Source organism: Pseudoalteromonas sp. OF5H-5, from assembly GCF_021530695.1.
Taxonomy (GTDB): Bacteria; Pseudomonadota; Gammaproteobacteria; order Enterobacterales; family Alteromonadaceae; genus Pseudoalteromonas.
Genome location: NZ_JAKGBF010000009.1, coordinates 143,077 through 165,277 on the forward strand (window position 1 = coordinate 143,077; position 22,201 = coordinate 165,277).

Sequence of the window (22,201 nt, forward strand, 5' to 3'; positions counted from 1 at the left end):
AACAAAAACCCGCCCCTGATTATTAAGATAAATTACTTTTCACACATTCAGAATATTAGTACATAGAGCATTTACACCAAAATTAATTCAATAAAACTCAAATATAAAAATTAGCCAAACAGCATTAAAAATAACAAATTTTATTACTTCATAAAAAACAACAATAAAATTATCTAGGTTAATTTAGTCAAAATAAAATCATTAGCATCTAAAGAATTTCAATGTTTGAATACGCAACTTGTGAACGCAGTGTAATTAAAATGTGTACAAGCGAGCTTTTAATTGCCTATTTATCATACTTCTGCATTAAGGTTTTTTGAGATGAATGACTTTTCTTCAAGCACTTGCTTTGAACTTGTCTCTGAAGCACTAGAGGATATCGAAGCTCTTCATGACGAGCTTCAAGGTATTGATGAGGATAAACATACCAGCCACCGCGTTGTTGACATCGCAAGGCAGTTAGTCGCATTTAAGTCGATCACACCAGATGACGTTGGTTGTCAACTGTGGTTAGCACAAGAGTTACGAGCTTTGGGCTTTTCAATCAAACACTTACCCGTTCGTGATGTAAGTAACTTAGTCGCAAGCATAGGTAACAACAGCGATGCTAGATTTGCTTTTCTTGGTCATACCGATGTAGTACCGGCCGGAAGTGCACAAGATTGGCAGTTTAACCCTTTTAAGCTGACAGAACACAATGGCTGCCTCTTCGCTAGAGGTATTGTTGATATGAAAGGCGCTATTGCCGCATTTTTCTGTGCAATTGAGGCTCTAGTGACAGAATTTGGAATACCGGAAAAAGAGCTTTGGTTGCTACTCACTAGCGACGAGGAAGGCGAAGCGGAACACGGAACCAAGCGGATCACTCAGTTTTTAAAACAGCAGCGTATCACATTTGATTTTACCTTGGTCGGAGAGCCAAGCTCAGAAGCGCAAGTAGCAGATACACTGAAAGTCGGCCGCCGTGGTGCTTTGTCTTTTACCATCAATTTACATGGTAAAAGTGGACATGTGGCTTACCCTCAAAAAGCGACCAATGCCATCCATCTAGCGCAAAATATTATGCAAGCATTATTGTCAATGGATTGGCCTAAGCACTGTGATAACTTTGACTCGACCACACTACAATTCACTCATGTAAATTCTGGCGATTTTGTTGACAACATCATTCCAAGCCAATGTCAGCTAAATTTTAATATCCGTTATACACCCGCATACAACGAATATGAATTGGTCCAGCTGGTCAGAGAAACCATCGAAAAACATACACTCAATTATGCATTAACGACCAATAACTCCTGTAAACCCTATTACTGCGTAAATAATGATGAGATCCCTTCTCCATCCCTCGCTATCGTCTGCGATGAAATCAACAACCAATGTCATTTCACACCAAAACTATCGACCGCAGGGGGAACATCGGATGGCCGCTTTATTGCTGAAATATCAACCTCAGTATTAGAACTTGGATTGGTGAACAAAACCATTCATCAAATAGATGAACACACAACAACATCCGACTTAATCCAGCTTCAACAACTTTACTACGGCATCTATAAACGCCTGCTCTACCCTACGCTTCATGTTCACTCAACCACTCAAGATGAACTGCTGCAACTTCGCTAATTAACAGAAAATAGATAACTTCAAGGAATGCATTATGGCAATCGAAAATGAACGCTCTGTTCGCCCCGCAAACGACACGCTACCGATAGCAATTATTGGCATGGGTTGTCGTTTCCCAGGTCACGCGAATAGTCCTGAATTGTTTTGGGAAAATATTAAACATGGTGTCGATTGCATCATAGAAACCCCAGAATCGAGATGGAATATCGATACTCATTATTCGTCTGTCAAAGCGAATAAAGGCAAGTTGAGCTCAAAATGGGGTGGCTATATCGATGATATCGATAAGTTTGATCCAGCATTTTTTGGGATCACGCCTCGTGAAGCCGAGTTTATGGACCCTCAACAACGTAAACTGCTGGAGGTAACTTGGGAAGCGTTGGAAGATGGTGGGCAAAAGCCATCTGAACTCGCAGGAGAGTCGGTCGGCGTTTTCATGGGTGGGTTTACGCTTGATTATAAAATCATGCAATTCACTAACCCAGATTTTGACAACATTGATGCTCACACTGCGACGGGTGTTATGATGACGATGCTTTCTAATCGCATCTCTCATACTTTTGACTTTAATGGCCCCAGCATGTCCATCGATACTGCTTGTAGCTCCTCTATTGTCGCATTAGATATGGCCTGTAAAAGCCTACAGACCGGGGCAAGTAATATGGCACTCGCAGGTGGTGTGCTATTACATTTGGCACCACAATACACAGTATCCGAGTCTAAAGGCGGTTTCTTATCTCCGACTGGTTTTTCTCATGCTTTTGACGACTCCGCAAACGGCTATGTCCGCGCTGAAGGCGCCGGCGTTGTTGTGCTCAAACGCTTAGATGATGCAATTAAGGATGGCGACCCAATTCATGCGGTGATCTTAGCCACTGGTGTAAACCAAGACGGTAAAACACAAGGGATCACGGTGCCGAATGGGGATGCCCAATTGCGCTTGATGAAGGAAACCTATGCCAAAGCGAATATTGACCCCGGTAAAGTGCAGTACATTGAAATGCACGGCACAGGCACGCCTGTTGGCGACCCAATTGAAGCAAAGTCAGTTGGAACACTCCTTGGGATCAACCGTAATCAAGACGATAAATGCTACATTGGCTCGGTAAAAACCAATATTGGCCATACCGAGGCAGCCGCTGGTATGGCTGGTTTGTTCAAGGCGGTCAAAGCCATTCAAAACAAACAGATCCCACCGCATTTACACTTAAAATCAATTAATCCTAAGATTGATTACGCCAACGCGCCGTATGAGATCCCCACTAAACTTACACCTTGGCCTAAGCATGAAGGTTTAGCCGTTGCGGGGGTAAACTCCTTTGGTTTCGGTGGAACCAATTCCCACGCGGTTATTCAAGAATTTGTTGCGCCAGAAGTACCATCAATACCTCCAGCAAATGAGAATGGCCTAAAACTTTATCCATTGAGTGCAAGAGATCAACACGGGATCCATCGCTTTGCCAAAGCGCATAATGAATTTTTGCAAGACAGCGATGCATCACTCAGTGATATTATCTACACACTGGGTGAGCGCCGTGAACATCACCAATATCGTCATGCAATTTGTTTCAGAAATGCAGAGGATCTGCAACAACAACTGCAAACACTAACTCATGATGCTGAATTTGCTGCGGCCAGTACGTTGCGCACGCTGAAAAAAGATGAGCAAAAACTCGTATGGGTCTTCACCGGCATGGGGCCACAATGGTGGGCAATGGGCCGTGAGCTGTACCAATCAGAGCCAACTTTTAAAGCGATGATCGATGAGTGTGATAGCTATATGTCAACACTTACAAATTGGTCATTGGCTGATGAAATGCTTGCCGATGAATCAGCGTCAAACATGCAATATACTTGGCTCGCTCAAACGGCAAACTTTGCCGTGCAAGTTGCACTTGCAGCAATGTGGCGTCAACACGGCATTTCACCTGATGTCATTGTTGGCCACAGTACTGGTGAAGCAGCAGCATTTTATGAAGCCGGGGTCTACTCATTAAAAGATGCTTGCACCATCGTAGTCCATCGTAGCCGTTTACAACATCAATGCCGCAACACAGGTAAAATGATGGCGGTAGGACTCTCTGACAGTGATGTCACGCCTTATCTCAACGACCAAGTTGAAATTGCAGCAGTAAACAGTCCAAACTCTGTCACCCTAGCTGGTGAAGAAAATGCGTTACACAGTATCGAAACACAACTGAGCGAAGCTGGTGTGTTTTGCAAGTTTCTCCGCGTTGAAGTGCCCTATCACAGCCAGTTTATGGAACCGATTAAGACCGAATTGCTCGAGTGTTTAGCTGGTATTCAAGCTAACACCGCACATACTCCATTGTATTCAACGGTAACAGGCACACTTGCAGAGGGACCTGAGCTTGATGCTAACTACTGGTGGCTCAACGTCCGCCAAGCCGTGCGTTTTGTTGATGCCACCCGCGCAATATTACAACAAGGTTATCAAGCATTTTTGGAACTAGGTCCACACCCTGTGCTTGGCGCATCTATTGCCGAAACCGCAGAAGAACAAAGTTGCTCAAGCGTTGTCGTCTCGAGTATGCGCCGTAAATCCGACGAACAACACACCTATTACCACGCCGTAGCTCAACTGTTTGGTTTAGGCTTTGAATTAAATTGGTCAGCCATAAATGGTCGAGGTAAGTTCACTACGTTGCCAACTTACCCGTTCTTGCAAGAACGCTTTTGGACCGAGCCTGAGTACTTTAATCAAGTGCGTTTAGGGCAAAGTAACCATGCTTTCTTGGGCCGTAAACGCAGTGAAGCTGAACATGTTTGGAACGCGGTAACCGACACAAATCGCGATAGTTTTTTAAGCTGTCACCAAATCCAAGGCAATACCCTCTTCCCCGCTGCTGGCTTTATTGAAATGGCGTATGCTGCAGCCAAAGAGACTTGGGGCAATGGCAGCTATGCACTCGACCACTTTGTCATCGATAAAGCGTTATTTTTGAATAATGAACACGCTCCCAATGTGCAATTCATTTTGCACCATGATGAACCGAATTTTAAAGTGGTAAGCCTTGAAGATGGTAAAACGACCCGCCATGTTCAAGGGACAATCCGCCGAGTACAAAGCGCCAACCTTGCTGAGCCTATTGATCTCAATGCTATTCGTAGTGCCGCTACCAGCGCGCAGCAGCACGATGAGTTTTATGCACACCTAAAAGAGTTTGGTTACGAATATGGTCCATGTTTTAGAGCCATTGAACAGATCTGGGCAACAGACAACGGCGTGCTTGCCAAAATCTCTTGGCCTACTCAACTTGAGCGAACAACACAATTTACCCTACACCCAAGTCTACTAGATGCGTGCTTCCAGACGTTAGTATTTACAGAGCTTGCAAGTGCTAATGCTCAGCAATTCTCTATCCGCTTACCAGTGATGCTAGAGCAGATCCTGCTTTGCGGGCAGAACAATACTGACTTTTGGTGTTATACCCAAATCACTCATCGTGACGACGAAAAAACGGTCGGTGATTTATACCTCTGTGATGAGTCTGGTCAAGTCTTTGGTGTTATCAAAAACTTTATTGCACAAAGCGTTGACTCCGCTGCAAGTGGGATCACCACCAGAACCATAGATAGCTGGCTTTACCAAGTCAATTGGCTTGCAGAGCCTGATCAGGAAATACAAGAAACTGACACATCGGGGCGTTGGGTGCTCCTCGCAGATCAATCAGGAACAGCCGAACAGGTAGCCGAACGTTTAGCAAAGCTTGGCCACTCTAGCTGTATCGTTAAATCTGGAGAATACTTTGATATCGACAGAGACCATTGTCATGCATGGCTAGTTCCCGATTCACGGGATCACCTGTCACAACTTATCGAGACTTTGGGCAAACAAGAAATTCGTGGCGTTGTGCATTGCTTTAGTCTAGATAACAGCGCGATAGGATCACTGACCCTTGCTCAGCTGCAAAGAGAAAAACGTCAGTCGCTACATTCATTGCTAAATCTAGCCAAAACCGTAATTGAACAAGACTGTAAATTCCCGCTTTACGTGGTAACACGCAACGCCAGCCTCGTTAATAGTGAGCAACTTACCGCGGTGATGTCCGCTTCGTTAACTGGGTTTAGCCGAGTGCTCGCACAGCAAGAACTGGTTGATAATTGGGGTGGCCTCATCGATGTTGATGGCCAAAATGATGCCGAACATATCACAGCTAGATTATTAAGTGACCGCCAAGAAGGGGAAGTTGCTTTTAGGGAAAATCAGGCTTATGTTGCTCGTTTAGAGCAGGCAACGTCACTTCAACCCGCCTTCCCAACTCGCGTGCAAAGCCATAAAGCACAGTTGATCACTGGTGCATTTGGTTCAATCGGTCAGTTAGTTTGTCAGCTACTCGTCGATAGAGGTGCACGAAACCTCATTTTGCTTGGTAGGAGTCAATTACCTGAGCGTAAGAGTTGGTCAGAACTTACCTCAAGCGACCGTAACTATGATCGCGTTCGGTTTATTCAACACCTTGAGGATCAGGGCGTTAATGTCTCGTTATGGCAGACAGACTTAACTCGAGAGCGTGAACTTCACGCGGCCCTTGAGTCTTATCATCTAAGTGCACAAGCACCGATCAACGGATTATTTTTCTGTGCTGGTATCGTCAATGACACCTTACTTGGCAATATGGATACCAGAGCATTTGACGGTGTGTTTGACACCAAAGCGATTGGTGCGTTGATGCTTCACAAAGCACTCAGTAAAGTTGACCTCGAACATTTTGTACTCTTCTCCTCTGTCGCGGCTCAAGTCACTACCGCAGGACAAACAAACTATGCTTCTGGCAATGCTTTCTTAGATGCCCTCGCCCACTACCGTCGCAATCAGGGTCTTCCGGCGCTGAGTATCAACTGGGGTCCTTGGGCTATTGGTATGATTGAAGAGTTGGGTCTCGCCGAACATTACAAGAACCAAAGGGGCATGAACTGCATCTCACCAAGTGCGGGGATGGCTGTGCTTGAACGTATTCTAGACCAAGATCAACCTCAACTCTTAGTGTGTGACGCCGATTGGTCCAAAGTAACCAATTGGTATGCAGGAAAGCCGAGTTTATTTAGTCACTTGGCTACCCAAGAAAACGACAAGCAAAGCCACCAAGAGCAAGAGTTTGCTCCTTTATACCAGCAAACAGACAGCGCGCTTCGGTTACCGCTTGTTGCCGATCATCTCGCTAATGCTGTCAGCCAAGTATTACGCTGTAAACGAGAGCAAGTGGAATTAGATCTATCGCTCGGTAATCTCGGTATTGACTCTATTATGGCGACAGAACTGAGAAATAAGATCACCACCCATTTTGGTGAAACCCTAACGATTGTACGCCTTCTAAGTGGTGCATCTATCAACGAATTAAGTATAGAGCTTAATGACAAACTCGTTGAGTCGCTTGGCTTTGAAGTCATAACCACAGAAACATCGCAGGTTCAGCCGGTTTCCGAGACCAAGGTTAACTCTATTATCGTATCTGATGCCAATGTGGAAGCCGAATTCCCACTTTCCTATGGACAAAAAGCGATTTGGTTTATCAATCAACTCAACCCAAGTAGCGCTTCCTACAATATCGGCGGCGCGATGCACATTCCTAGTGCCCTGAATATCGACGCGCTGAAAAAAGCCCTTAGTGCTGTAGTTGCTCGCCACCCAATGTTAAGAACAAACTTCTTCTTTAAAGATGGCGAACCCTATCAAAGAGTCTGGACTCATCGCGAGGATGCACTGCAAGTCATTGATGTACATGGTAAGTCTTGGGAAGATATTCAACCTATGATGATTGCAGACAATGAACAGCCTTTCGACCTTGAGCACGACCCGCTGTTTAGACTGTATCTGTATAAGCAAAATGATCAAAGCTACTACTTTGCAGTGACGATTTATCACATCATCTCAGATGCATGGTCAAATTACATGTTTATCGATGAAATGCAGTCACTGTATGCGCATTTTGCAAAAAGTGAACCGTTAGCACTCAGCGAGATAACGTCAAGCTATGAAAAATTTGTCGATTGGGAAACACGCTTTGTTCACTCTCCACGCGGCGCGGCAAACTATAAGTTTTGGCAGAATCACTTACCTGCTGAGATCCCCGTATTAGACCTTGCAACCGACAAACCTAGACCTGCGGTACTTACCAACGTTGGTGATTCATATCATTTTGAGTTGGATAAAGCCCTCACGTCTTCATTGAATACCCTTGCAAAGGCACAAGGGTCCACCATGTTCATGGCGTTGCTTAGCATCTATTACGCAGTCATGCATAAATATACTCAGCAGGATGAGATCATTATTGGCAGTCCCGTGGCCGGTCGTACAAATCCAGAGTTTTCAAACGTCTATGGTTACTTTGTGAATCCCCTACCGCTATGCGCAAGGTTTGATCCTGAAACGCACTTTACTTCGCTTTTAGCGCAGGTGAAAGACATTACCCTCAACGCACTAGATCACCAAGAATATCCGTTTGCGCTGTTAGTGGATAAGCTTGGTATTGAACATGATGCCAGCCGCTCTACGGTATTTCAGGTCATGTTTGTAATGCTCAATCACCGCGTTGAGCAATCGCATATGGATGAAAATAATGTCGCGTACTATAAGGGCTTTCCTATGCAATTTATGGAACTGCCTGAAGAAGAAGGTCAATTTGACATTACGCTTTCGACCTATGAAGAAAATGGCGTGTTCAAAGGCACATTAAAATATAATACCGATCTATTCGAAACCGAAACGATAGCGCAGCTGGCTCGGGACTATATCGCACTGACGCGAATGGTCGTTGATAGTCCAAATCGGCCACTTTCGGAGCTTGCCTTAACAAGTCCAGACGCAATAGATGCCTTGGCGACATTTGCTGAAAGTCAACAAAAGGCACCTGCATTACCGACTTTGGTCAGCCAAATAGAAAATGCGGCGCAACATAGTCCTGAGCTTCCTGCCCTCAGCATTGCCTGTGGAACAAATGCCGGAGAACTGGCTGCTACTTTGAGCTATTGCGAACTGAACGGTCAGGCAAATCAGTTGGCGCGACTAATTAATTCGCAGCTAGATAACCAACCTAGTCAAACGATTGCCTTACATTTTGAAAAATCTATCGCATTAGTTGTTGCTTGTATCGCTACGTTAAAAGCAGGTCATCATTTTGTGGTAATTGACCCGCAGCAACCCAATGAACGCAAGCAACTGTTGCTTGAGCAAAGTCGCTGCACGTTACTACTTTGCGAAGAAGCGCTAACATCAGATCACCCTACACTACTTTGGGAAAGCTTCCAAAGCCAACGAGATGAAATCAGCGAGCACAATTTGGCGTTAAATCATCAGCCAAATGACATCGCGTATATTGTCTTTACTTCTGGCTCTACGGGTACGCCAAAAGCTGTCCAGGTCAGCCATCAAAACTGGGCTACGATCGCTGTGGACTGGTTAGCCCAATTTGATTTAGCACCCACCTCTCATCATTTACAATTGGCCAGCCCAACCTTTGATGTGTTTTGTGGCGATCTCGCGCGCGCATTTTACAATGCGAAGCACTTAGTATTGTGTCCTAAAAATATGATGCTGAACATGCCGGTGTTGTATGACCTCATTGAGACACAGCAGATTGATACGGTTGAGTTTGTGCCCTCTGTGGTTCGTAATCTCATCTTATTCGCAAAGCAAAGTCAGGTTGGATTCACCAGCTTACGTAGAGTGATTGTTGGCTCTGAGCAATGGCAAATCGCTGAATACCGCGCACTCAAAGGATTGCTACAAGAAGATGCTCGACTATTTAGCTCCTACGGCACATCTGAAGCAACCATAGACAGTAGTTTCTTTGAGGAATCAGAGCAGTACTTAGAAACCAGTGCAACGGTGCCTATCGGCAAGCCTTTCAATGCAACGCAACTTATCTTGCTCGATAAGCAAAACCAATTAGTATCCAGTAACGCAGTCGGCGAAATTGCAATTGCGGGGCAAGGCATAAGTCTTGGCTATCTCAATAATCCAGAGAAAAATGCCAGCCAATTTATCCAACTTCCCGTGTCAGAAAATAGCACCCTACGGGTATATAAAACAGGTGATTTAGGTAAGTGGGACAAACACGGCAACCTACATATTCTGCAACGTATCGACAACCAAGTAAAAATACGAGGTCACCGCGTTGAGCTTGGAGAAATTGAGTCTAGCATCAACCAGATCCCAGGGATTAAGCGAAGCTATGTAAAAGGGATAGAAGTACACGGGCAAACCCAATTAATTGCCTACTTTGAGTCGGAGCTTGCGGTCGGTATTGAGTTTGTCCTCGAGCAGTTAGAGAACCAGCTACCAAGCTATATGGTACCTAGTAAGCTGGTTGCTATTGAGCAATTTCCATTACTGAGTAACGGTAAAATCGATGCAGCGGCATTACCACAGGTTGAACTCGCCGAGTTGGTAAGAGCATTCGTAGCGCCTGCCACATTATTTGAGCAGCAGCTCGCTGAGATTTGGTCCAATATGCTAGGGCAAAAATCCATTAGTCTTCATGATGATTTTTTTGCCCTTGGCGGTAACTCTTTATATTTGATTGAGCTAATGGTCAGGATCCAATCAGCCTTCAGCATCAAAATGGAAGTTAATCAGCTATTTAGATTTACAACCTTACATGGCATGGCGAGTGCAATTGAAGATGTAGTAACAGGAAAAGAAACGGGCGCGTCCCCTTATCTTATCTTCAATGCAGGCCAATCTACTCGTTTATTTGCCCTACCACCAGCGGGTGGTTACAGCATCGTTTACAAGGCATTTGCCGACGCATTGCCTAACACTGAAGTGATCTCTTTTAATTACCTCGAAAGTGACACTAAGGTTAGCGACTATGCCGACCAAATTATGCAAATTCAACCTCATGGCCCCTATACCCTATTTGGATACTCCCTTGGCGGTAATTTAGCCTTTGAGATTGCTAAGGAGCTGGAAAACCGAGGTCAACGTGTCGGGGATGTGGTGATCTTAGACTCATTCAGGATCACCGAAACAGTCAAAATGCGGGAGCAAGACTTCGCGCACTTTGAGCAAGAGTTAAAAGCACATTTCGCCCGCCACACCGGCTCAAATACGGTACACGAGCATACACTGGCACAAGCGAGAGACTATATCGATTGGTGTTATGAAGTGAAAAACCTAGGTCAGGTTCACGCAAAACTGCACTTTATCGTCGAGCAAAATGCACATGCAGAAGCTGCTCGTCTAACCAGTTGGGTTGCAGCATCAGACGCCGAAGTCATTACCTATCAGGGAGTTGGTAAACATGAGGAAATGTTGATGCCAGATATGATGCAGGCAGGCAACGGCGCAATTATGCAAAGTATTCTACAGGATACCCAAAGCCAAGCGGTAATAGCAACAAACGTGGAGTAACAGCTTGCCCCAAAGCCATCGCTTTGGGGTTTTCTAACGACTTTAAGGACAGAATTATGACCACACAAAGACAATCTATGATCATCATAGGTGCCGGCATGGGTGGACTCTCAACCGGTAGCTATGCACAAATGAACGGCTACAAGAGCGTGATCTTAGAACTGCACGATATTCCCGGCGGCTGCTGCACATCGTGGGAACGCAGAGATTATATTTTTGATTGGTGTATTAGCTGGCTACTGGGTAGTGGCACAGGCAACGGCATGAATCAAATCTGGCAAGAGTTAGGTGCGCTGGATGATAAAGAAATTAGAGACTTTGAAATCTTCAATTCAGTTATTGATGAAGAATTAGGAGAAGTGCATTTCTATGCAGATCCAGATAAACTCGAAGCCCACCTCTTAAGTATTTCTCCCGCTGACAAGAAACTCATCACACAATTTTGCGATGGCATTCGTGAATTCGTCAAAATGATAGACGCTTATCCCTTTCTGGTGCCAGTTGGCATTATGTCACGCTGGCAGAAGCTAAAAATGATGTGGCCATTTATCAAAAAATTCAATTTAATCCGCAAATCCATGGCGACATTGATGTCGGACTTTGCTGCTAAGTTTTCACATCCGCTGCTGCAAAAAGCATTTAACGTTATCTTTTATGAGCAACATCCCAGTTTCCCACTGCTACCTTTCTACTTTAATTTGGCCTGCGCGGCGAAAAAAAATGCAGGTGTACCCGAAGGTGGCTCGTTAGGTCTCGCACAATCGATGGAAGCAAGATATAAAAAGTTGGGGGGTGACATCATATACAACACCCGAGTACACAAGATCTTGGTCGAAGACAACAAAGCCATCGGTGTCGAGCTCAGCGACGGTCAAAAAATGTATGCCGATATCGTGATCTCAGCATGTGACGGTACGGATGTGGTAAAAAACATGCTTGATGGCCAGTATTCCAGTCCTGTGTTAGACAAGCTATACGACGAGTTAAGAGAGACCGATGGTCAAATGTTCCCAGGATACGTCTCTGTATTTTTGGGGGTAAACAAAGACTACACCCATCATCCCCATTGCCGCACCCACTTGTTAGACCAACAAGATCTTGTCCACTGCCCTGGTATGACGCACCCGGGGATCAATGTGCAGGTGCGCAATGTACACTACCCTCATATCGCCCCAGAGGGCAAATCCGTGCTTTATATCACTTACTTCTCAACTTATGAGCCATGGGCTGAATTAAATAATTTCCAAGAAACAACGGCGACTAAACGCCATCACACTAGAGTCAAGCGTAGCGTTCAATATCGCCTCGCTAAAAAGACCTTAGGTGAATTTATAATCGATAAGCTCTCCACTCATTTTGAGGGACTAAAAGAGCATATCGAATATATCGACATCGCAACCCCGTTGACTCAAGTTCGCTATACCCGCAACAGCAAAGGAACGGTATTGGCGTGGCAGCCATTTTTGGAAAGTGGTGAAAGTTTAGAAGACGAAATAAATGCCAACGGGACAACGGGACTGCCAGGCCTTAGCAACTTTTATATGGCTGGTCACTGGGTGACAACCGGCGGGTTGATCCGTGCAGCAGCTACAGGCAGACATGTTCTGCACTTTGTATGCCGTGATGATGACAAGCCGTTTCAGGCTTGGATCGGTGAAAACCCACTACACCAACCTCAATCTTATAGAGAACAAAAGCAGCATGTTGCTTAACCAAGAGAATTAAAAGGAAATATTATGAGTACTCGTATTGGCCTATTTTATGGCAGCACAACAGGTAACACAGAGGCCGCAGCAGAATTAATAAAAGCAAGCTTAAACCAGTTTACCATCGACCTCTTTGATATAGCAGATACTGAATTAACCTTAACCGAGAACTATGAATTTTTGATTTTTGGTATTTCAACGTGGGAATACGGTGGTTTACAGGATGATTGGGAGTCACGTTGGGAAAGCCTAGCACAACAGGATTTCAGCGGAAAAATCGTGGCTATCTTCGGTCAAGGCGATCAAGTTGGTTATGATGAGTGGTTTCAAGACGGTATCGGCATCTTACACGATAAACTAACCGAACAAGGCGCCACAGCAATTGGTTACTGGCCAAATTCAGGTTATCACTTCACCAAGTCTAAAGGGTTAAGTGAAGACGGCAGTGAGTTTCTCGGCTTGTCGCTTGATGATGATAACCAACCAGAACTCACCGAGCAGCGCATCAACGACTGGTGCCAAGAGATTGCCGCAGTGCTTCAAGAACTTACCTGCGAAACAGCTTAAGGCGCACTTTGTGTTTTCGCTCGGCGGGCTAACTCGATATTTAAAATGGCTAGTCGAGCATCATTAAAAGAACGAAACTATGTCCGAACAACAAAAGTCTGTGATTATCATTGGTGCTGGTATGTCTGGTCTTGGTACCGCTGCTTATAGCCAAATGAATGGTTATCAATGCACCGTCTTCGAACTGCATGAAACACCGGGAGGGTGTTGCACCTCTTGGCAACGAAAAGAATACACTTTTGATTGGTGTATCAGCTGGTTAAACGGCACAGGAACCAACAACGAAATGGCAACCATCTGGGATGAGCTAGGCTGCCTTGAAAACGTGCCTATATACAACACTGAGATATTTAACTCAGTCGTCACGGCTAACGGCGAAAAGATCCGCTTTTATGTCGATCCAGACAAGTTAGAGTCCACTCTAATTGAGCGCTTTCCTGAAGATAGCAAACTAATCATTGAATTGTGTGGACACATCCGAAAACTACGCAAGTGTATGCCGTATTTCCCTTTTCTTAAAAGTAGTGGCTTGATGACATGGTGGGAAAAAAGCAAAATGATGTGGCAATTGCTGCCCTATATGCGCACCTTTATGAAAACGCTTGCTGTCACGATGGAAGACTTTTCTAAGCGCTTTTCAAACCCCACGCTTGCGGAAGCACTCAACTGGATTATTTTTGACCGCCATAGCGAGCTACGATTAATGCCCTTTGTCTTTAATTTAGCTTGTGCTGCAAACCAAAATGCAGGAGTGCCTAGTATTGGTTCATTAGGTCTTGCGAAGCGATTGGCAAATCGGGCAAAAGAGCTAGGGGCAAACATTCATTATAAAAGTAAAGTCGAGCACATTCTCACCGACAATAACCGCGCGGTTGGTGTGCAATTAGCCGATGGCTCTCTCTATTACGCTGATTATGTTGTCGCCAGTTGTGATAGTTACAAACTCACTCGTAAGATGTTGCAAAATCGCTACCCTCACCCTGTGCTGGATAAGCTTTTCACAAAGCTAGAAGAAGATGCAAACAGCGTGGTATTTCCGGGCTGTGTTGCGGTATTTATTGCAGTAAATGCAGACTATTCCGACCATGACCCTTATACCTCATACTTGTTACCCGAATCGATTTCGCGCCAATTGGTCGGTAATTATCATAGTGGGATCGGTGTGCAAATCCGCAATACGCTATATCCAGATCATGCACCAAGTGGCAAGTCAGTTCTTTACGTCACTTATTTATCAAAAAGTGACGCATGGCAAGCGATGGAGCAAAGCGTCGTGCAATCTACCTCTTCAGGGCAAAGTCGTAATCCTTATACACGCAAACGCCGTTCACCCGAATATAAGCAAGCAAAGAAAAAAGTGGGTCAGGCGATAATCGAGTTCCTTAACCAATATTTTGAAGGCCTTACAGACAAAGTTGAGTTTATAGATGTTGTAACGCCATTAACCAGTGAACGTTATACCGAAAACCACAATGGAACAGTTTTAGCTTGGCACCCTTTTGCGCCACTGACAGAAGAATTAGAAAATTACCAAATCAAGCATGGTCCTACTTTCCCGAATCTAGGCAACTTTTATTATACGGGGCAATGGAGTACATTTAGCGGCGTAACACACTCAACGGCAAGTGGCCGCTATGTTGCACAATACCTTTGTCGACAAGATAAAAAACCATTTAGGGTTTGTTATCCAGAACAGCAAAACACAAAGCAGCACATCACCAATGAGGCAGACAATTATGCCTAGTCCACTCAAAAACCAACTTCGTAGGTTTTGTGCTATTACTTGCTACCCTTTGATCGTTTTGATCCTTATTGGTTACAGTATCTTTGTCTTACAACAAGGCATTGACCTTGGATTAGCAGCATTCTCTAGTGTGCTTATCATCATTGCCTATTTTATTATCATGGAAAGACTAAACCCGTTTAAAACACAATGGCATCCCAGTAAAAAGGAATGGAGCAGAGATGGCTTGTGCTTTATTCTCGTCATCGTATACGGGGCGTTTAGCGAGACACTAGTGCGAGTAATTGCACTCCAGCTCGCCCCTATCGAAAATACTTTGAGCTTGGCACAAAATGCCATTCTAGCCATTCTCGTCGGCTCGTTTATCGGGTACTGGCTACATAGATTAGAACATCGGCATCTGTTTCTTTGGAGCTTTCATGGGATCCATCATCGGCCTAACAAAGTTACGGTAAGTAATAACTCTGTCGTTCACTTTCTGGAAGTATTGTTAAGCGCGCTAGTTATACAGACTACATTTCTATTGCTTGGTTTCTCAGCTGAAGGAATGTTCATTGCCGGTCAATTTACTGCTCTGCACGGATATTTCATTCATGCCAATGTAAACGTTCGTATGGGATGGCTAAACTACATCGTGGCAACACCAGAGCTCCATCGTTTCCATCATAGCGTAGAATTGAAAGAGGCTGGAAATTTTGGTTCTGATTTGAGTATTTGGGATCAGTTATTCGGAAGTTTCTTTTACCGCCCAGATAGTAGTCCAATTCAAGTTGGAGTTACTAAGCCATATTTATTTCCAAGTGCCTTTGAGGTTGCTAAAGGTATTCTTCATCCATTTCGATGGTTCATCAGTAAACGTGGAAATAGACCAAGATACACCAAATCAACTCCGCTACCTCAAGAATATGACATCGAGTCACGTTCCACTCCCTCAACAGTAGATATTCGGAAAAGGTAGCTGCATGAAAGATCTAACTCAAGGTTCCTTACCTAAGCATCTAGTAGCTATGGCGCTACCCATGTCAATTGGGATGTTTGTGCAAACACTTTATGTGCTTACCGATCTCTATTTTGTTTCAGACTTGGGCAGTGCTCCAGTCGCAGCGCTCAGTTTAATTGGCAATATCATGTTTTTGATTTTCGCCGTCAGCCAGATTTTGAATGTCGGAACCGCAACATTAGTTGCACATGCGGTAGGAGAAAAGGATCAGTCCAGCGCCAATCTTGTATTTAACCAAGCACTATTCGCTTCCGTGGTACTTGGTACCATCTTGCTACTAACTGGTATCTATGGCATCAAATCTTATCTGCACATCACCAGCGAAGATCCCGCCACCACAGAGGCAGCATTAAGCTACTCATACTGGTTTTTACCCTGTTTAGTGCTGCAGTTTATTATGACTACAATCGGTGCTGCACTGAGAGGAACTGGTGTTGTAAAGCCAATGATGATCGCGCAAATCGGCTCTCTTATTATTAATATTATTCTGTCGCCCATCTTAATCTCGGGATGGCTATTCGGAATAGAAATGGGCATTGCAGGTGCGGGGCTGGCCAGTTCCATTTCTGTTGTGATAGCCATGCTTTCACTTTGGTTTTATCTCAATTACGACAGGCGTTATTTGGTGCTAGATAGCCAATTGTTTCTAACGTTTCATCGTCACACCATAAAAAGGCTATTTTCAGTGGGTTTTCCAGCAGGTGCAGAACTTATTCTGATGTTTGTTTATATGTCGACAACATTTTGGGTATTAAAAGATTTTGGCACCAATGTACAAGCTGGATTTGGAATTGGCTCGAAAGTGATCCAAGCTCTGTTTTTGCCCGTGATGGCCGTCGCATTTTCACTGCCTGCAATAGCAGGACAAAATTACGGCGCAGGGAACTTCAAACGATTTAGACAGGCATTCTATTGGTCTCTGGTCGCGACGTGTAGCTTGATGTTGGGAGTTTCCTTACTCGCAGCACACTTAGGTGCTCAACTCGCCATGCCATTTTCAGAAGACCCACAAGTCATCGAACACACCCGTTACTTTCTATATGTCGTCGCTTGGAGCTTTATCGCAACGGGGGTTATTTTCACTTGTTCGGGATTGTTTCAAGCCTCAGGTAATACGTGGCCACCACTTTACAGTAACACCACAAGGTTATTTACCTTTGTTCTGCCAATCATTTGGTTAGTAAAACAACAGCAACTTACGATTACGGAACTGTGGTATATCACGGTGTTAAGTGTGGTAGTTCAAGCCCTCGTGAGCCTTACGTTTGTGGCTTTCTCGCTACGCGCGACCTACAAACTGCCAGCCACTTTCACAGCAACTAAAAAGAACCTATTGAGTTAACAATGAGCCAAGTCGCATTACAAACATGTAGAGATAGCATAGATTCAAAATGGCTAGTTTTATTAAATAAGCCTAACACCATTCGCAAACAACTCATTTGCTTTCCTTTTGCTGGCGCAGATGCAGCTGTTTATCAAAACTGGGCAGAAAAACTACCAAAAGATGTCGCTTTATATGCTCTCCAAGCACCCGGACGAAAGGAGCGAAGTCATGAAGCTGCCATTGATAATATTCATACCTTGGTCGCAGCAATAGCATCTATTTTGAGCGAAGCAACGCCATTACCCACCATTTTTTACGGTCATAGCAATGGCGCTTATATTGCGTATGAGCTTGCCCTAGCACTTCAACATAGCAGCTGCAATATAGTTAAACACCTGTTTATTGCTGCAAGGAAGGCACCGCAATATGCGATAAGAAAATCCCCCTACCATACTCTTGACGATAAGAAGTTCATTGCGGCGGTAAATTTAATGGGCGGTTTACCACCGGCTTTGCTCAATGATATCGAACTGCAACAACTGATGCTGCCAACGTTAAAAGCGGATTTTAAGCTGGGAGAGACCTATCAATACGACTCGGCTTGTAAACTCGACGTGCCTGCAACCGTGTTATATGGTACTCGGGATAAAGCAGCAACAGGGACGGATATGCACCATTGGGAAAGTTGCTTTAAACAAGGTATCACGCCTAAAGCGATACCTGGACGGCACTTTTTTATGCTGGATTCCTCGGCTTTGGTGCTAAAAGAAATCAACGCGGTGTTAGAAACACTGAGCCCCTTATAGTTGGGGCTCTTTGGTTACTTCAATTTGCCTAATGGCCAATCCTTGAATTTCTATTACTTTAAACTTAAAGCCATCAACTTCTAACGCCTCTCCTTCGACAGGAAAATGCTTTAGCCTGTGGATCACAAAACCGGCTAAGGTTTCTATGGCTTCAATCGGTTCAAACTCGTACTCAATCACCGAAGCTTGAAAGTCCTTAATCGACATATCACCCTGCACTAGCCATCGGGTGTTATCCTTTTGTCTAAATTGGGCTTCTATTGCTTGGTCGTCTTTCAGTGCAATTAAATTCAAGATACTGGATAACGTTACCATCCCAACCACTGTCGAGAATTCATTGATCACCACCGCACAGTTGCTTTCATGACTTTTCAGCCCATCTAGCGCATCGGAAAGGCTTAGAGTATCAAGTAAAATGACCGGCTTATGGAATTCTTGTTGTTGACCATCCAGTAACGGCTTTTTAGCCAAAATATTACTAAGCAGTTGTTTGGCTTCAGGTGCAGCTATCACTTTGTCGAGCGAGCCGTCACACAGCAAATATTGTTGAAAACTGTGCGCTTGAATTAACGTGCTCAGGTTTTCTTCTGATTCTTGAATGTCTAACCACACGATTGCATCGCGATTGATCATCGCTTGGGTAATATTAGTCTGGTTAAGGTCGAGCACATTGCCAATGATATTGTACTCATGCTCGCACAGCTCACCCTGCTCAGCACTTTGATCAACCACCGCATAAATATCATCACGGGTTACCTGTTCGTCACGTTCATTTGGTAAATTGAATAGCTTTATTATCCAATCAGCGAACACGTTAAATAGCCAGATAATAGGCTTAAAAATCCATACACTGGCGAGCATTAGATGGATAAATCGCATCGCGATAGTTTCAGGGATAACCATGGCTATTCGTTTTGGCAATAGATCAGCAAACAATACAAATAACGATGTGATCAGTAAAAACGACACCACAGTGGATATTTGCAATAACATCGAGGCATGTGCCGCAACATCGGCAAACATAAAACTTGCAACCCAGTTTAGTAGTTGCAATACATAAGGGGTAAACACCGACTCGCCTATCATACCCGCGACAATCGCCAAAGCATTGAGTACCACCTGTACCGCAGCAAAAAACTGATGCGCATTGGCCTGCAAATACAATACTTTCTTGGCTCTAACGTCACCAAGATCAAATAAGGTTTGTAATTTAACTTTGCGTGCCGCTGCCAATGATATTTCACACAGCGCGAAAACTGCACTCAAGCTAATGAGTAACAACACCCAAAAAAAGTCCACAGATACACCTAAAAAAGAAAGCGAGAATTCGACGCGATGTATACGCCTATTTTATGACTTTAGCAATGTAATTCGCGTCAAATAATTAAATTTTTGTCGCCTATCTCGTACTGTTCGCGACGAATAAAAAAGTACGTCAAGGAAGGAAAATGACAAAATTGATACACTCTCTCAAATTAGCGCTATGATATGCTTGTCAACGGCATGTTCAACCTATCATGAGATCACTACGAGGCGTGTAAAGCACAATTGCTATTAAGTTAAGTCCAAGAGCACCAAGCGAGATAAGAGCCAAATCGCAAGTTTATGGTTTTAAATCCGGCCGCGCTTCTGCAAAGCTTGTTGGTGACAAATACGACAATGGCGAGCTCAACTTTACGCACTTCGGAAAATTGAGTTATCTACTCGCAATTAATTTCGATGTTAAGAGGAGCCTCTTTGAAAAAGCATCTAAAGCGGTTACAACACCTTTAAAAAAACAGCCAAAGGTGCTTTTTCCTCCTTGCCATCTCTGTTATCGCCACTATATTTCTTGGTAAATATAGGTGCTTCAAGCACTAAATGATAAAGAAATAGTACAACGTCATAATGCACTACTGTGCTTTTTTATCAGAGACGCTTTCATAATATGTTGAGGGCCAGCAGGACCACCGAGGTATTTTTCATTTGTGTCTTCAAATCCACCTTTTAGGTAACAGGTAATCGCCGCTGGGTTTCTACAATTTACGGTTAAATATATTGACTCAAACTCTGGATAACTTGCCTGCGCATAAGGGACCAATGTACTCGCGGCTAATGTCCCTAGACCCTGACCTTGTCGCTGGCTATCTATGACAAATGCTCTTAAACCTAAACCGCTTTTTGGGCAAAACGAATATGTGTTCGAATATGCAATATCAAGCTTAAAATATCCGATAATTTCATCAGCCACCTTTATGACATGCAAATGGGTGGTCTCACTTTGATCTTCTAAAAATGATTCAGCGGTACCGGCAAATTGAATTTGCTCCTCCGCAAGGTGTACTCGTTTCACTGCCTCTACATGAGTTGCGGTGAATGGCGCTAAGGTCAGCATGACTAAATCCTTCGTTGTCTAAGAGTTATACCATAACATAATACCCTCATTCGTTCCCAATAAGTTTACGGGCAATAAAACCTGTCTTTACTCCCTTATTTAAACTAAAGCTGTCGGTACCGAAATGAGCCACCACAAACAAAACAGACATAGAATATGTATACAGTGCATGAGAATTACTTTTACGTATTTTAAATGGCAGATCAAATTTGAGGAGAAAATAACCAAAGTACCACTTTGAAAAGTTAACAAGTAAACACGCTCTCTTAATGCACAAAAGTAACTTCGACTTAAATTTATCTCTGGCTCCGGAGCAAAAGGTAACTTTAGGCGTAATGCCTAAAGCGCCTCTCTCGCTTTAAACTCAAGTACTTGGGCATTGATACAATAGCGGTCTTGACCCTTTGGCCCTTCATTTTTAAATACATGGCCTAAATGAATGCCGCTGCTTTTTGAGCGTATTTCGGTTCTTACCATTCCGTGGCTTAAATCTTTGTGATAGGTCACGCTGTCTTTTACTGGGTGAGTAAACGACAGCCACCCAGTGCCTGAGTTAAATCTATCTCGGGTGTCAAAAAGAATCTTGCCGCTTAATTTATCGATAAATACGCCATCTGGTGTGTTTTTAAAGATATCATACTGCTTGCAAAATGGTCTTTCTGTGCCTTTTTGAAAAGCAATGTCAAAAGCTTCTGAACGACCCAGCTTAAAAGCACCAAGTGCCTTATAAAACTCTTCTCTCGCCATAAAACCTTGAAAGCCAAGGGACTCAACACCATTTTCAATAAATAAGATCGTTGGCGTCGCCCAAGTCGCGGTTTTTATCATTAGTCCCTCGAGTTGATCTGCATAGCGAAAATGAAGTGGGATATCACCTTGATAGTCGTTTAACACCTCTTTTTTTAGCTTTTCACAATAAGGGCAATAGCTTTTAGCATCAACAATCACAATATGCTTACCTTGGGCTAGCATAGTGTTATCAGCTTTATCTTTCGCTACCTTTTCAAAGGTCACTCCCGTGCTGTGATCTGGGCAGTATCCCTTAGGGTTCTTGGTTAAGTAGTTTTGATGATACTCTTCCGCTGGATAGAATTTTCTAAGTGGCTTGATCTTGGTTTGAATGTCGCCATAGCCTTGCTCAGATAATAAATGTTGATACTGCGCTTTTAATGTGTGGGCCTTGTCACTTTGCTGCTCATCTGTGTATAGAATGATCGAGCGATACTGCGTTCCAACGTCATTACCCTGACGGTTTTTCTGGGTTGGATCGTGACTTTCAAAGTAGTACTTTAGCAGCGCATCGGTGGTGATAAGATTTGCGTTGTAAGTTACCTTTACCACTTCCGCATAGTTGTCTTCATCAAAGCGTCGGCTCGATTTAATAATTTCTCTATAACTTGGCTTAAACCCTTTACCGTCGGCATAGCCAGACTCAGCATCTATCACGCCCGTCATTTTCTCGTAGCGTTTTTCGGGACCCCAGAAACAACCGGAGCCCAACACTAACGTTTTAATATGGTTACTTGCGCCATCAACTTTAGGCTTGGGCATATCTGTCCCCGCGAGCGCCGAAACACCTACACCTAACATCATGATAAATCCTATCGATGCGGCTACCTGTAATGTTCTCATCACTACCCTCTCAATACTGTATGTCACAACTAAGTATGATTATCAC

11 protein-coding genes are annotated in these 22,201 nt (G+C 44.0%); 8 read left to right on the top strand and 3 right to left on the bottom strand.

Annotated features, from left to right (window positions below):
- Positions 1–321 precede the first annotated feature (321 nt).
- The 8 genes from dapE to L1271_RS14645 all read left to right on the top strand — a co-directional run bounded on the left by dapE (position 322) and on the right by L1271_RS14645 (position 18,149).
- Positions 322–1,626 carry a succinyl-diaminopimelate desuccinylase gene (gene dapE, locus L1271_RS14610; protein ID WP_102056891.1) on the top strand — a complete coding sequence of 435 codons (1,305 nt, stop codon included), beginning with the start codon at positions 322–324 and terminating at the stop codon, positions 1,624–1,626.
- Between the two features lie 34 nt (positions 1,627–1,660).
- A complete protein-coding gene (locus tag L1271_RS14615; protein ID WP_235368140.1) occupies positions 1,661–11,002 on the top strand; it encodes a hybrid non-ribosomal peptide synthetase/type I polyketide synthase in 9,342 nt (3,113 codons plus the stop codon).
- A 56-nt stretch (positions 11,003–11,058) separates the two neighbouring features.
- Positions 11,059–12,714: a phytoene desaturase family protein gene (locus L1271_RS14620; protein WP_235368141.1), complete on the top strand. Its 1,656-nt coding sequence runs from the start codon at positions 11,059–11,061 to the stop codon at positions 12,712–12,714.
- A gap of 24 nt (positions 12,715–12,738) precedes the next feature.
- A complete protein-coding gene (gene fldB / locus L1271_RS14625; protein WP_102056894.1) occupies positions 12,739–13,275 on the top strand; it encodes a flavodoxin FldB in 537 nt (178 codons plus the stop codon).
- A gap of 79 nt (positions 13,276–13,354) precedes the next feature.
- Entirely contained in the window at positions 13,355–15,019 is a 1,665-nt protein-coding gene (locus L1271_RS14630; protein ID WP_235368142.1) for a phytoene desaturase family protein, read from the top strand.
- Positions 15,012–15,977, top strand: coding sequence for a sterol desaturase family protein (locus tag L1271_RS14635; RefSeq protein ID WP_235368143.1), 966 nt, complete (start codon positions 15,012–15,014; stop codon positions 15,975–15,977). Before L1271_RS14630 ends, L1271_RS14635 begins: the two co-directional genes overlap by 8 nt.
- 4 nt (positions 15,978–15,981) lie before the next feature.
- The gene (locus L1271_RS14640; protein ID WP_235368144.1) at positions 15,982–17,361 is read left to right on the top strand and encodes an MATE family efflux transporter; all 1,380 of its coding nucleotides are present in this window, start codon (positions 15,982–15,984) and stop codon (positions 17,359–17,361) included.
- A gap of 2 nt (positions 17,362–17,363) precedes the next feature.
- A complete protein-coding gene (locus L1271_RS14645) occupies positions 17,364–18,149 on the top strand; it encodes a thioesterase II family protein (protein ID WP_235368145.1) in 786 nt (261 codons plus the stop codon).
- Here L1271_RS14645 and L1271_RS14650 read toward each other — a convergent pair.
- The 3 genes from L1271_RS14650 to msrA all read right to left on the bottom strand — a co-directional run bounded on the left by L1271_RS14650 (position 18,144) and on the right by msrA (position 22,155).
- Positions 18,144–19,448, bottom strand: coding sequence for a hemolysin family protein (locus L1271_RS14650; protein ID WP_069022505.1), 1,305 nt, complete (start codon positions 19,446–19,448; stop codon positions 18,144–18,146). The two genes, L1271_RS14645 and L1271_RS14650, sit on opposite strands and share 6 nt — an antisense overlap.
- 583 nt (positions 19,449–20,031) lie before the next feature.
- Entirely contained in the window at positions 20,032–20,523 is a 492-nt protein-coding gene (locus L1271_RS14655; protein WP_235368146.1) for a GNAT family N-acetyltransferase, read from the bottom strand.
- A 339-nt stretch (positions 20,524–20,862) separates the two neighbouring features.
- Positions 20,863–22,155: a peptide-methionine (S)-S-oxide reductase MsrA gene (msrA, locus tag L1271_RS14660; protein ID WP_416348715.1), complete on the bottom strand. Its 1,293-nt coding sequence runs from the start codon at positions 22,153–22,155 to the stop codon at positions 20,863–20,865.
- Between the last annotated feature and the right edge of the window lie 46 nt (positions 22,156–22,201).